Origin of the sequence: Actinomycetospora callitridis, from assembly GCF_028737265.1 — a bacterium.
Classification (GTDB): Bacteria; Actinomycetota; Actinomycetes; order Mycobacteriales; family Pseudonocardiaceae; genus Actinomycetospora; species Actinomycetospora callitridis.
Map to the genome: position 1 here is coordinate 368,649 of NZ_JAQZAK010000002.1, position 13,260 is coordinate 381,908.

General features: G+C 73.3%; 12 protein-coding genes. 3 read left to right on the plus strand and 9 right to left on the minus strand.

Going from position 1 to position 13,260, the window contains the following annotated elements; all coding sequences use genetic code 11:
- Positions 1–27: 27 nt before the first annotated feature.
- The 9 genes from PH191_RS07750 to PH191_RS07790 all read right to left on the minus strand — a co-directional run bounded on the left by PH191_RS07750 (position 28) and on the right by PH191_RS07790 (position 10,175).
- Entirely contained in the window at positions 28–1,878 is a 1,851-nt protein-coding gene (locus PH191_RS07750; protein ID WP_274194042.1) for a GAF domain-containing protein, read from the minus strand.
- Between the two features lie 93 nt (positions 1,879–1,971).
- On the minus strand, positions 1,972–3,057 hold the full coding sequence (locus PH191_RS07755; RefSeq protein WP_274194043.1) for an LLM class flavin-dependent oxidoreductase: 1,086 nt from the start codon (positions 3,055–3,057) through the stop codon (positions 1,972–1,974).
- Positions 3,058–3,089: 32 nt separating this feature from the next.
- Positions 3,090–3,512: a nuclear transport factor 2 family protein gene (locus PH191_RS07760; RefSeq protein WP_274194044.1), complete on the minus strand. Its 423-nt coding sequence runs from the start codon at positions 3,510–3,512 to the stop codon at positions 3,090–3,092.
- A 77-nt stretch (positions 3,513–3,589) separates the two neighbouring features.
- Positions 3,590–4,312 carry an SDR family NAD(P)-dependent oxidoreductase gene (locus PH191_RS07765; RefSeq protein ID WP_274194045.1) on the minus strand — a complete coding sequence of 241 codons (723 nt, stop codon included), beginning with the start codon at positions 4,310–4,312 and terminating at the stop codon, positions 3,590–3,592.
- Positions 4,309–5,130: an alpha/beta fold hydrolase gene (locus PH191_RS07770; RefSeq protein ID WP_274194046.1), complete on the minus strand. Its 822-nt coding sequence runs from the start codon at positions 5,128–5,130 to the stop codon at positions 4,309–4,311. Before PH191_RS07770 ends, PH191_RS07765 begins: the two co-directional genes overlap by 4 nt.
- Before the next feature lie 36 nt (positions 5,131–5,166).
- The gene (locus tag PH191_RS07775) at positions 5,167–6,780 is read right to left on the minus strand and encodes a long-chain-fatty-acid--CoA ligase (RefSeq protein WP_274194047.1); all 1,614 of its coding nucleotides are present in this window, start codon (positions 6,778–6,780) and stop codon (positions 5,167–5,169) included.
- Positions 6,777–7,805: an LLM class flavin-dependent oxidoreductase gene (locus tag PH191_RS07780; RefSeq protein ID WP_274194048.1), complete on the minus strand. Its 1,029-nt coding sequence runs from the start codon at positions 7,803–7,805 to the stop codon at positions 6,777–6,779. The genes PH191_RS07775 and PH191_RS07780 overlap by 4 nt, the downstream gene beginning before the upstream one ends.
- 67 nt (positions 7,806–7,872) lie before the next feature.
- The gene (locus PH191_RS07785) at positions 7,873–8,895 is read right to left on the minus strand and encodes a phosphotransferase family protein (protein WP_274194049.1); all 1,023 of its coding nucleotides are present in this window, start codon (positions 8,893–8,895) and stop codon (positions 7,873–7,875) included.
- Complete coding sequence (locus tag PH191_RS07790) at positions 8,892–10,175, minus strand: acyl-CoA dehydrogenase family protein (protein ID WP_274194050.1); 1,284 nt, start codon at positions 10,173–10,175, stop codon at positions 8,892–8,894. Before PH191_RS07790 ends, PH191_RS07785 begins: the two co-directional genes overlap by 4 nt.
- Positions 10,176–10,371: 196 nt before the next feature.
- Here PH191_RS07790 and PH191_RS07795 point away from each other — a divergent pair, with 196 nt between their 5' ends.
- Genes PH191_RS07795 through PH191_RS07805 form a run of 3 tightly spaced genes read left to right on the plus strand, consistent with a single transcriptional unit; the run spans position 10,372 to position 13,258 of the window.
- Complete coding sequence (locus PH191_RS07795; protein ID WP_274194051.1) at positions 10,372–11,379, plus strand: alpha/beta fold hydrolase; 1,008 nt, start codon at positions 10,372–10,374, stop codon at positions 11,377–11,379.
- Between the two features lie 32 nt (positions 11,380–11,411).
- Entirely contained in the window at positions 11,412–11,861 is a 450-nt protein-coding gene (locus tag PH191_RS07800) for a MarR family winged helix-turn-helix transcriptional regulator (protein ID WP_274194052.1), read from the plus strand.
- Positions 11,861–13,258: an MFS transporter gene (locus tag PH191_RS07805; protein WP_274194053.1), complete on the plus strand. Its 1,398-nt coding sequence runs from the start codon at positions 11,861–11,863 to the stop codon at positions 13,256–13,258. Before PH191_RS07800 ends, PH191_RS07805 begins: the two co-directional genes overlap by 1 nt.
- The last annotated feature ends 2 nt before the right edge of the window (positions 13,259–13,260 follow it).

Sequence of the window (13,260 nt, forward strand, 5' to 3'; positions counted from 1 at the left end):
GCCCCACGGTTGTCGACCGCCACAACCTCAGGCGGCGTCGCGGAACCACCCGGCGAGCTCGAGGATCTGGAAGGCCACGCGAGCGATGAGCAGCGTGTCCAGGGCCGCCGGGTCCTTGCCGGTGATCTCCCTGATACGTCCGAGGCGGTAGCGCACGGTGTTCTCGTGGACGCCGAGGTCCGACGCCGCGCGCTGAACGCGCGCCTCGGCGGCCAGGAACGCCCGCCACGTCAGGAACAACGCCCCGTCGGCGCCGTCGTGGTCGCGCACCGGGCGCACCAGCTCGTCGGCGAAGCGCACGGCCTCCTTGACCCGCCCGCTGGACACCACCACGCGGAACAGGCCCAGCTCGTCGACCGTCACGACGCGGCGCGACCAGCCGAACGACCGCGCCAGATCCTCGATCTCGCGCAGCTCGCGGTGGGCGCGCGGGAACTCCTCGGGCTCGCGGCACACCGCCGAGACCACCCCGCCGAGGATGCGCACCCGCGGCACCAGGGCGTCGGCGACCGCCGCGATGTGCGCGCGGACCTCATCCGGGGTCGATACCCCGGTCCCGCTCCCGATGGGCACGAGCAGCACGACCGCTCCGGGCAGCGTGGTCGCCGGGGGCTCGTCGGTGCCCAGGCGCCGGGCGAGGTCGTCGACGACCAGGCGGCGGGCGACCGACGCGTGCGGGTGGCCCTCCCCGCTCTCCACCGTGAGGCGTACGAGGACGTGCGGCTCGGTGAGGTCGACCCCGAACGGCAGGCCCCGACGCGCGAGCTGAGTGACGTCGCGGTGGTTGTTGAGCAGGTCGGAGAGGAAGTCGTCGCGGGCCTGACCCTCGGCCTCGATCTGCCGCCGCTCGGAGAGCACCTGCAGCGCGAGGACGGTGGCCCCGCGTTCGGCGAGCTTGGTATCGAGGTCACCGAGCGCGCGCCCGGCCTCGACCACGGCGAGGTAACCGCTGGGGCGGCCCTCCACGATCAGCCGGCAGATGACGTGACGGCGGCCCAGCCCGGTCAGCGACGAGGGCTCGAGCACCGTGCTGGGCCGCGCCGCGGAGAGCTCGGCGAGCGCCGTGCGCAGCGCCGGGCGGTCGCGGGCGCGCTCGCCGACGACCGGCGGGCTCGCGCGCAACGCGCTCGGCGCGGTCCAGGTCAGCACGGCGAAGTCCTCGTCGAGCAACGCGACCGGGGCGCGTGCGAGGTCGCTCAGCAGCTCGACGACGGCGCGGATGTCGGCCCCCTCGAGGACCGCGCCGGTGAGCTTGGCGTGCACGTCGGCGAGGAACTCGAGCATGCGCTTCTGCCGGTCGAGCTCCTCGGCCTGCGCCGCGAGCCGGGACGCCTGCAGTGCCTGGCGGATGACGAGCGCCGCGAGGCCCCCGAAGAGTTCGCCGAGGGAGATCTCGTCGTCGGTGTAGGTGTGGTCGCGGGCGACGTTGTCGACGAAGATCAGCCCGATGACGTCGCCGTCGAACACCAGCGGCACGCCGAGCATCGCCCGCACGCCCCAGTGCTCCATCGTGCGCCGGTGCGGCCGGGGGTCGTTGGCGACGTCGGTGATCAGGACCGGGGCGGCGCTGCGGATGACCTCGCGACTGAAAGCGTCGCCCGGGATGCCGGCTTCCTGGGCCTGCACCGCCGCGCTGATGTTGCCGTCGTCGCCGCACCAGCCGGCGGCGCCGCGGAAGCGGCCGTCGGCCTGGCGCAGGTAGACCGAGCAGCGTCGGACACCGAGCAGGAGGCACAGCTTCTGCCCGACCAGGGCGAGCAGGTCCTCGAGCCGGGTGGCCGTGATGGCCTCGGTGGTGATGTCGGCGAAGGCGGCGATGACCTCGCGTTCGCGCGGGCCGGACTCCTCGTCCGGGCGCGCGACGGCGAGACCACCCATCCCGGTACCGCCTCCCCGTCGACGCGTCCGCAGGCCGAGTGTGCCCTGCGGGACGCGTCGAACGGGAGGGGTCACGCCCACGTCAGATGGCGGTCAGACCGCCGCCGGGGTTTTCGTGCGCATCTTGTGCAGTTCGGGCACCACCTTCTCGCCGAACAGCTTCATGCTCGCGTGCACCTTGTCGTAGGGCAGACCCGCGTAGGAGAAGGCGAGGTTGGCCATGAAGTCGCCGACGGCGTCGCGGCGCTCCTCGTACCGGCCGATGATCTGCTCGGGCGTGCCGTAGACGTTGGCGTCGACGTACGCGGTCGCCGCGGTCTCCATGCCGGCCTCGCGGATCATGTCCGCGCCGACCTGGTACGCCTCGTAACCCGGGGTCTCCCGCCAGTGCGAGCCGGCGAAGTCGTAGTGCTTGATCACCGACAGGAAGTAACGCGAGATGTACTCGTGGGCGACCGCCTTCGCCTCGTCGGGGTCCTCGTGGCAGTACGTGAAGTCCTGCAGCAGCGGCGGGCCGGGCTCCGTGCCGTGGTGCTCGCGGTGCAGGCCCCGCCAGCGGTCGATCGCCTGCGCGTGGGTACCGATGTCGTACTGCATGAACGTCATCATCTGCACGGGCAGCGTCGCGATCGCCGGGATCGAGTCGGGCGACATCGCCACGCCGAACAGGCGCCCGTCCAGCGAGCGGCTCGGTCCGGGCCTGACGGCAGTCCGCGGCTGGTGGTAGTGGGTCCCGTCGTGCTCGACGATGCCGTCCTCCAGCCCCTTGATGATCATCGGGGCGGCCTCGTCGAAGCGTCCGCGGGCCTCGCCCATGTCGACCCGGAAGGCCTCGTACTCCATCTTGGCCAGTCCGCGGCCCATCCCGAACAGCACGCGGCCGTTCGACAGGTGATCGAGCATGATCACCTTCTCGATCACCCGCAGCGGGTCGTTCCACGGCAGGATCACCGCGCCGGTGCCGAGCTTGATCCGCTCGGTGCGCCCGGCCAGGTACGACATGATCTGCAGGTTGTCCGGGCACATCGAGTAGTCGTCGAAGTGGTGCTCGGCCGACCACACCGAGTCGAACCCGTACTGCTCGGCGAGCACCCCGAGCTCGGCGTCGCCGCGGAACACCTCTTCGTCGGTCTTGTCGGAGAACCAGTTCTGGAAGACGAGCAGGACGCCGACGTCCATGGAAGTACCTCCTGATGGGGAAGAAGGGCTGGTCAGCCCAGGAAGACTGCGCGGGTGTGCTCGGTGTCGAGGTACTCCTTGACGCGGCGGATCCGCCCGTCGGAGAGCTCGAAGACGAAGTGGTAGAGGTTGTTGTAGACGCGGCCGTTGGTCATCTCGGCGTACGACTCGGTCTCCGCCGCGACCCGGTCGCCCTCGGCGATCAGGGCCTTCGGCGTCAGGGCGATCGCGCCCGCGGTCGTCAGGGTCGAGAGGCCGCCGAGCATCTCGCCGAAGGCCGCCTTGTCCTTCTCCCCCGAGATCCCCTCGATCGCGCCCGCCACCCACCAGGTGGCGTCGTCAGTGAGGAAGCCGAGGATCGCGTCGACGTCGCCGCGGGAGAACACCTCCATGAACTCGGTGACGACGGCCTTGTTGGCCTCTTCCTCGGTGCGGGCGGCAGCCTCGGTGCTCATGGGGCGGACGTTAGGAACGACGGTCGGGCGACGGAACGTCACGGCCTCGTCATCGTTGGAGGTCCGCACAAGTCCGCTCATCCGGTCCCGCCGAACGTCGCCATCAACCCGCCGTCGACGGGCACGACGGCGCCGGTCATGTAGCCCGCGCCGGCCACCGCCACGACGACATCCGCGATCTCCTCGGCGGTGCCGGTCCGGCCGGCGGGGATCGCGGCCACGATCCGGCTGCGGGCCGACGGCGAGAGCCCCGCGGTCATCGCGGTGTCGACGAATCCCGGGACGACGAGATTGACCCGCACCCCCGCCGGCGCCAGCTCGACGGCCAGTGACCGGGTCAGGCCCGCGAGGCCCGCCTTCGCCGCGGCGTAGGCGCTGTCGCCGGGGAAGCCGCGGAAGCCGACGACCGCCCCCACGTTGACGATCGCGGCGCCCTCGGCGAGGTGGGGCACGGCGGCGTGGCACACCTCGTAGGCGCCGGTGAGGTTCGTTGCCAGGACCTCGTCCCACCGTTGCCGCGCCAGCTCGGTGATGCGCCCGCCGCGATGCACCCCGGCGCAGTTGACGACGACATGGACGCCGCCGAGGTGCTCGCGCGCTCGGGTCAGCGCGGCGTCGACCGCCGCTCCGTCCGTGACATCGGTCGGGATCTCCAGGACGTCGTCCGACGCGTAGGGCTCATCGGCCGGGGAGCGGGCGAGGACGGCGACGGCTCCGCCCGCCTTCGCGACGTGGTCGACGACCGCGCGACCGATGCCCCTGGTGCCCCCCGTGACCAGCCACCCCGAGCGCACGATCACTGGCCCGTCTGGTCGCCCGTGGAAGTCAGGAAGGTCCGTAGCTCGGCGAGGTAGGCGTCGCGCTCCTCGAGGTGTGGGGCGTGGCCGCTGGCGTCGAACGGGACCAGCCGCGCGTCGGGGTAGAGACCGACCGCGGCCTCGGCCCCGGAGAACGCGACGAAGCCGTCGTTGCGGCCGTGCAGGATCAGGACCGGCACCTCGAGCGTGCCGATCGTCTTGCGCTGGTCGAGGGACGCGAGGTCGCGGATGGAGTCATCGCCGCGCGGGCCCATCTCGAGGAACATCCCCCACATCCAGTCGACGAGGTCGCTGCTCACCGGCACCGCGCACACCGCCTGGGCCACGCCCTTGAACGTCGTCGCGCGGTCGGAGGCGGCGGCCGCGAGCACCGCCTCGACGTCGTCGGGGGTGCCGCCGTGCGGCCAGTCCGACGCCGAGGTGTAGCGCGGGGTCGCGCCGCCGGTGAGGACGAGCCCGCCCGCGGTCGAGCCCAGCCGGGCGACGGCGTCGACCGCCACCGCACCGCCGAGCGACCATCCGTTGACCACGGGGCGCTGCAGCCCGAGGTGCTCGCACAGGCGCGCCACGTCGGCGCCCATCGCGGCGATCGAGACGTCGGCGAAGTCCTTGTCGGAGCGCCCGCACGCGCGCAGGTCGAGCAGGACGACCTCGTGCCCATCCGCGCGCAGGACCGGCGCCACCGTGTCCCACGAGCGCGCCGTCACCCCCCACCCGTGCACCAGCACCACCGGCTGGCGCGCGCCGGCGTGGTGCTCGAAGTAGATCCGCCGACCGTCCTCGACCTCGAGGTGTCCCACGTGTCCTCCTGCTGCTGGTCGTGTACTCGGTGGAACCTAGGAAGGGGTCGCGGGCACCCGGGAGCCGTCGGCGTCCGCGACGTTGTGGGTTCCTCCAAGCCGTTCGCGCAGCCCGCGCTTGTCGACCTTCCCGACACTGGTGCGGGGCAGGGCGTCGACGACCTCGACGCGGTCGGGGCGCCACCACCGCGGCACCCGCCCCTCGAGCGCCGCGAGCACCGCGTCCGGGTCGACGCCGCCCGGGGTGTCGGGGTCGGGCACCACGACGGCGACCGGCCGCTCCTGCCACCGCTCGTGCGGCACGGCGACCACGGCTACGTCGGCGACGCCCGGTGCCTCGAGCAGGGCCGCCTCGAGTGCCAGCGAGCTGATCCACTCCCCGCCGCTCTTGATGAGGTCCTTGGTGCGGTCGACCACGCGCAGGCGCCCCTCGGGGTCGATCGTCGCGACGTCGCCCGTGCGCAGCCAGCCGTCGACGAACGCCTCGGGGCGCTCGCCGCGGTAGTAGCCGGTCGCGACCCACGGTCCGCGCAGCAGCAGCTCCCCGCGCGCGACGCCGTCGTGCGGGACCACCGCGCCGTCCTCGTCGACCAGACGCCATTCCAGGCCGGGCAGCAGGCGCCCCTGGGTCCGGATCGCGTCGTAGCGCTCGTCCGGGGTCATGCCGGGCTCGGGGCGCGAGAACGTCGCCATCGGTGAGGTCTCGGTCATCCCCCAGCCCTGGAAGGCAGGGACGCCGAGGTCCTCCTCGATCGCCCGGATCAGCTCGCGGCTCGGGGTGGAGCCGCCGAGCACCAGCGCGCGCAGGCTGCGCAGGTCGGCGCCGGTGCGCCGCGCGTGCGCGACGAGGTCGAGCGCGAGTGTCGGGACCATGCCGAGGTAGGTCGCGCGCTCCCGTTCGATGATCGTCACCACGTCGGCGACCCGTGGCTGCGGACCCGGCAGGATCTGGTCGGCGCCCGCCATGAGCGCGGCGAACGGGACGCCCCAGGCGTTGGCGTGGAACATCGCGACGAGGTGCACGACCCGGTCGTGGCGGCTGATCGCGTGTCCGTCGGCGAGCCCCGCGGCCGCCGTGTGCAGGTAGAGCGCCTTGTGCGAGTAGCCGACGCCCTTGGGCGCGCCGGTGGTGCCGGTCGTGTAGCAGAGGGCGGCGAGGTCGTCCTCCTCGCGCGGCGGCGGGCCGTCGAGGGGGTCACCGCCGGCGACGAGGTCCTCGTACCGCATCTCCCCCGGCTCCGGGTCGCCGTCGAGGACCACGACGCCCATGCCCGGGCGCGCCGTGCGGGCGGGCGCGGCGGCGGGGCGGAGTGCGGCGTCGAGGAACAGCAGGGAGTCCTCGGCGTGCCCGACGACGTAGGCGATCTCGTCGGGGCCCAGGCGCAGGTTCACCGTGTGCAGCACCGCTCCGGCCAGGGGCACGGCGAGGTAGAGCTCGAGGTGGCGGTGGTGGTTGCCCGCGAGCGTCGCGACCCTGTCGCCGGGGCGGACGCCGAGCGCTCGGAGCGAGCCCGCGAGGCGACGCACCCGCGCGTCGTACTCGCGGTAGGTGCTGCGGCGCACGCAGGTGCCGTCGACGTAGTCGACGATCTCCCGGCCCGGCGCGTGGTCGCGGACGCGGTCGAGGAACGCGGTGACGAGCAGGCTCACGCCTGGGCCACCGGTGTCGCCAGCCGCTGCCGCACCGCCGGCGCCACCCGGGTCGCCAGCAGCTCGACGCGCCGCGACCCGTGGGCGACCGACTCGCCGGGCAGCTGCGCCCAGAAGTGCACGTCGCGAATCTGCGGGCGGGCGGTGAGCAGCGCGGTGAGCTCGTCGACGGCCGTCGCGGGGTCCCAGAGCGTGAAAGCGCCGGCGGCCACGATCTGGTCCGGGTCGGCGAAGCGCGGCGTCGCGTCCGGCGGTCCGAAGGCACCCCAAGCGATGTAGGTGTTGAGCTGGTCGAGTACCAGCGGTCCGATCTCGGCCCACTCGCGCTCCGGGTCCTCGGCGATCAGGGCCCACTGGCCCGCGTAGATGCGACCCTGTTCGCGGGGCGTGCCCTGGCGCTCCAGCGCGTCGAGGTACGAGTCGTGGTGGTGGTTCTGCGTCGAGAGGAAGCCGTCACCGATGCGCGCGACGCGCTCGATCGCCGGCTCGGCCATGGCCCCGACCAGCAGCTGCGGGGTGTGCTCGGGCACCGGCGTCACCGGCAGGCCCGGGAAGCGGTAGCGCTTGCCCTCGTAGGGCTCCGTCGAGCCCGACCAGGCCCGGCGGATGATCTCGACGCCCTCGGTGAGCAGGCTGGGACGGTTCTTGATGTTCTTGCCGAACGCGGCGAACTCGCGCTCCCAGTAGCCCTGGCCGACCCCGAGGTCGAAACGGCCGCCGGTGAGCAGCGAGACGGTCGCGGCGTCCTCGGCGAGCCGGATCGGGTCGTGCAGCGGCGAGACGATGAGGTTCGTCCCCACCCGCATGCGCCGGGTCCGCTCCCCGATCGCGGCCGCCAGGGTGAACGGCGAGGGCGTGTACCCGTCGTCGCAGAAGTGGTGCTCGGTGAGCCAGACCGAGTCCAGCCCGAGCTCCTCGGCCCAGGCGATCTGATCGAGCACCTCGCGATAGAACGTGCTGAACGCCCGGTCTCCGACCGGGTTGCGGAAGTCGTACCAGAGCCCGAACGCCACCTCGTGGTCCATGCCCCGATGCTGACCGGGCGCGCCGTCCCGGCGGCACCATCGCGGCCGCGACGCGTTGTGGACCTCTCTAAGAGCCCGTGATGGCCCATGCCTCCTCGAGCAGGGTGGGGACGTCGTGCCCGAGGGCCGCGGCGTACGGGGTGTCGAGGTCGCCGGCGAGGTGCTGGGACCAGGCGGCCTCGACGATCGCGGCGAGCTTGAAGAGCGCGAGCACGCGGTAGTACGCGACGTCGCCGACCGGGCGGCCGACCCGCGCCTCGTAGCGCGTCACCAGGTGCTCGACCGGAGGCGCACCGGGAGTGCGGGAGACCGCTTGCAGGGCTGGCATCGCGGGGCTCTCCACCGGACGCGGGCCCCAGAACGCGAGGAGGAGCCCGAGGTCGAGCAGCGGATCGCCGATGGTGGCCATCTCCCAGTCGATCACCGCGAGCAGGCGGGGCGAGGCGCGGGCGAACAGGCAGTTGTCGACGTGGAAGTCGCCGTGCACGAGGCCGGGTTGGAAGCTCGCCGGACGCCGGCGCTCCAGCCAGGCGGCGAGGTCGTCCATCCGCGGCAGCGGGCGGCGCGCGATCCGCTCCCACTGCCCGTACCACCGCCGCACCTGGCGCTCGAGGAACCCGTCGGGGCGTCCGAACCCGTCGAGGCCCACCTCGTCCCACGCCACCCGGTGCACGGCGGCGAGGGCGTCGACGACCTCATCGGCGAGGGCCACGACACCGTCCGACGGCCAGGTCTGGGGCAGCGTGTCGGTGATCGACACGGCGTCGGCGAGGTGCTCCATGACGAGGAACGGGCCACCGGGGACGTCCGGGTCCTCACAGCACGCGGCGGGTCGCGGGGCGGGTGCGCCTGCGACGGCGAGCGCGGTGAGCACCCGGTGCTCGCGGCCGACGTCGTGCGCGGACGCCGACAGGGCGTGCGGCGGCGGACGGCGCAGCACCCACGAGGCGCCCGCCGCGTCGCTCAACAGGCAGGTCTCGTTGGAGTTCCCGCCGGTGAGGCGCTCGAGACGCCAGGGCCCGGCGCCGTCGAGATGCTCGTCGAGCCACGCCGCGAGACCGGCGGGCACGGCGAGGGTCGCGGTGGTCACGAGACCGTCTCCAGCGGGTGCTCCAGGATCTCGGTGAAGCGGGCCAGGGCAGCCGCGCGTCGGGTGGGGACGTGCTCGGACGGGACCGGGGTCGGGGTGTAGTCGCGTAGGAGACGCCGAGCGACGCTCACCCGGTGCACCTCGTCCGGGCCGTCGTAGATCCGCGCGGCCCGCGCCCAGCGGTACATCTGCTCGAGCGGCATGTCGGTGGTGAACCCCAGCGAGCCGTGGACTTGCACCGCGCGGTCGAGCACGTCGTGCAGCACCGTCGCCCCGTGGTACTTGATCATGGCGATCTCGGTGCGGGCGGCCGGCGCGCCGACCTGGTCGATGCGCCACGCGGTCTGCAGGGTGAGCAGGCGGGCGGCCTCGATCGCCGCCGCGCTGTCGGCCACCCAGTTCTGCACCGTCTGCTTGTCGGCCAGCGGGCCGCCGTGCACAGCGATCGACACCGCCCGCTCGGCGAGCATGTCGAACGCCCGCCGGCACACCCCGATCCACCGCATGCAGTGATGGATCCGACCGGGCCCGAGTCGGCGCTGGGCGAGGGTGAACGCCTCCCCACGACCGCCGAGGAGGTTCTCCGCGGGGACCCGCACGCCGTCGTAGTCGACCTCGCCGTGCGCCCACACGGGGTTCTCGCCGCCGGGGTCGTTCATCAGGCCCAGGTCGCGCACGCGGATGCCCGGTGCGTCGCCCGGGACGAGCAGCATCGACATGCGGTGGTGCGGGTCGGCGTCGGGCTCGGTGACGGCGAGGACGATGTGCAGGTCGCCCCGCGAGGCGTTGCCCACCATCCACTTCCGGCCCGTGAGCACCCACTCGTCCCCGTCGCGCTCCGCGCGGGTGGTGAACTGACGTGGATCGGAGCCTGTTCCCTGCTCGGTCATCGCGAATGCCGAGAGGATCCGCCCGTCGAGCAGCGGGTCGAGCCAGCGCCGCTTCTGCTCCTCGGTGCCGGCGAGCGCGATGAGCTCGGCGTTGCCGGAGTCGGGGGCCTGGCAGCCGAAGACGAACGGCGCGAGCTCACTGCGACCGAGGACCTCGTGGAGCAGGCCGAGCTTGAGCTGGCCGAAGCCCCGTCCCCCGAGCTCCGGGTCGAGATGCGCCGCCCACAGGCCGCGTTCCTTCACACGCTCCTGCAGGGGCGCGGCGAGCCGGCGGAAGGTCCCGTGGTCGAGGTCGAGCACCTCGAGCGGGTAGATCTCCTCCTCCAGGAAGCGGCGCGCCCAGTCGAGCTCGGCCGCGAACTCCGGCTCGGTCGAGAAGTCCCAGGCCATCCCTCTCCCCTCGTCATGTCGCCCGCCGGACGGTAGGGAGCCCCGCGCGCCCTCGCGAGACGGTCTCGGCCGGCCTTTGGAGTTCCGTCCAAACGCCGGTCGGAGAGGGCCCGGGCTTGACGCGGCTCACGCGCCGATCGCGGGTCCGTCGACCCCGCCCCGGGCATCCCGGAGAAAGCCTCGAGGGGAGGTCCGAGTGACCGACGACTCGACAGCAGTCCACCGCCGCACGCTGCGGCGATACGCCACCCTGCACGGCGACCACGTCTCCTTCTGGGATTCCGGACCCACACACGACGTCGACGAGCGCGACGGCGAGCTCGTCCTGCTGATCCACGGCATCGCCGGCTCGGCGCACACCTGGAGCCCGCTGCTGGCGCAGATGGCGCGGCGCCGCGACCGCCGTCGCTACATCGCGCCGGACCTGCTGGGACACGGGTCGTCGTCGGCGCCCTGGGCGGACTACTCGCTCGGCGGCTACGCGACCGGCCTGCGCGACCTGCTGGTCTCGCTCGGCTACGAGCGCGCCACGGTCGTCGGCCACTCCCTCGGCGGCGGGGTGGCCCAGCAGTTCGCGTTCCAGTTCCCCCAGCACACGAGCCGTCTGGTGCTCATCGACTCCGGCGGGCTGGGCCGCGAGGTCAGCCCGGCCCTGCGCGCGGCGACGCTGCCGGCGGCCGAGTGGGTGCTGCCCGTCATCGCGGGCACCGGCGTCGTCTCGGCCGCCCGCACGATCGCCGGGGTGGCCGGACGGCTCCCCCGTCAGCTCGCCCGTATCTCTCCGTCGTCGTGGGAGGCCGGCCGCGCGTACGCGTCGCTCGCCGACCCCGTCCACCGCCGCGCCTTCGTGCACACCGCGCGCAGCGTCATCGACGGCGGCGGCCAGCGGGTACGCGCCACGTCGCGTCTCGACCTGGCCGCGGACCTGCCGCTGCTCATCGCCTGGGGCACGGCCGACACGTTGATCCCGGTCGACCACGGCCGCCGGGCGCACGAGCTGGTGCCGGACAGCGAGCTCGCCCTCTTCGAGGGGGCGGGCCACTTCCCGCACGCCGACCAGTCCGAGGCCTTCGCCGAGCGCCTGCTGCGCTTCCTCGCCGAGCACCCGCCCGTCGCGCTCGACAGCGCCGCGTTCGCCGACCGCATCGCCGGACATGCGTACCTCGACAGCGATCGACAGGACGAACTGAACAGTTCACATTGAACAGTTGAGACTGTCGACCTAGACTGGAGCCCGTGGCGGCGACCGGGGAACTGAGCACGTCGGCGGTGCGGGCGGCGCACGAGGTGCGCGTTGCGGTGGGACGTCTCCGTCGGCGGCTGCGCGAGTCGCGCGACCCCGACGAGCTGACGCCGACGCAGACGTCGCTGCTGAGCCGCCTGGACCGCGAGGGCCCGCGTACGGCGAGCGAGCTCGCGGCCGCCGAGGGGGTGCGCCCGCAGTCGGTGGCGGTGTCGGTGGGCGCGCTCGCCGAGCGCGGCCTCGTGGAGCGCCGGCCCGACCCCGACGACGGGCGCCGGCAGACGATCTCGGTCGCCCCTGCCGGCCGGGCGTTGCTCGGCAGCACCCGCGCCGCGGGCGAGGAGTGGCTGGCCCGCACGCTCCACGAGCAGCTCACCGAGGACGAGCGCGCCACGGTCATCGCCGCCATGGGCCTGCTCGACCGGGTGGTGACCGCCCGCTGATGACGACGAGCCTCCACCAGCTGCGTCCCGGTGCGGACCCGGCCCCCGACCACTTCGACCGCCGGCTCGTCGCGCCGATGGTGCTCGGCGCGATCCTCAACCCGATCAACTCGTCGATGATCGCGGTCGCGCTCGTCCCCATCGGTGCGGCACTCGGGGCGGCGCCGGCGCAGACCGCCTGGCTGGTCTCAGGGCTCTACCTCGCCACGGCGATCGGCCAGCCCGTGGTCGGGCGCCTCGTCGACCTCTACGGCGCACGCCGGCTCTTCCTCGCCGGCGCGGTGCTCATCGGTGTCGGCGGCCTCGTCGGCGCCCTGGCCCCGTCGATCGGGGTGCTCGTGCTCTCCCGGGTCCTGCTCGGGCTGGGGACCTGCGCGGGCTACCCGGCCGCGATGACGCTGATCCGCGGCGAGGCCGACCGCACCGGGCAGGACAGCCCGGCGACCATCCTGACCGTGCTCGCGGTGTCGACCCAGACCGTCGCGGTGATCGGGCCGACGCTCGGCGGGTTCCTCATCGGCGTCGGCGGCTGGCGGGCGACCTTCACGGTCAACGTCCCGCTCGCCCTGGCCTGCCTGGTCCTGGGCGCGCTCTACCTCCCTCGGGGTGCCTCCTCGGGCCGTACACGCCTCGGCGACGCCCTCCGCGCGATCGACCCGCTCGGCATCGTCCTGTTCGTCGCCACCCTCGTCACGCTGTTGCTGTTCCTGACGCACCTGCGCGCCGACCTGTGGCTGCCCGTGCTCAGCGTTGCCGCGGGAGCCGGGCTGACGTGGTGGGAGCTGCGCGCGCCGGCCCCGTTCCTCGACCTGCGCCTGCTCGGCGGCAACCTCCCGCTGCTCGCCACCTACGCCCGGTCGCTGCTCGCGGCGATCACGTCGTACGCCCTGCTCTACGGCTTCACGCAGTGGCTCGAGGAGGGTCGCGGGCTCTCCCCGCAGATCGCGGGGCTCGTGCTGCTGCCGGTGTTCGCCGCCGGGATCGTGGTCTCGTCGATCACCGGGCGGTCGCCGCGGATCCGCGGCAAGCTGCTGGTCGGGGGGCTCGCGCAGGTGGCGCTGGCCGTCGTCCTGCTGTTCGTCGACGCGCAGAGCGCGCTGTGGTTCCTGCTCGCCGTCGCCGTGCTCGCCGGCATCCCGCAGGGCCTCAACAACCTCGCCAACCAGAACGCCGTCTACCACCAGGCCGACCCGGCGCGCCTCGGCTCGTCGGCCGGCCTCATGCGGACGTTCTTCTACCTGGGCGCCATCACGGCGTCGGCGACCAACGGCATCGTCTTCCGCGACGGCGCCGGCACCGCGGGGATGCACGAGCTCGCGCTCGTCATGCTCGCCGCGTCCGTGCTGTTCGCCGTCCTGACGGTCGCCGACCGTTCCCTGCGTCGCGTGGCTGCCTGAGC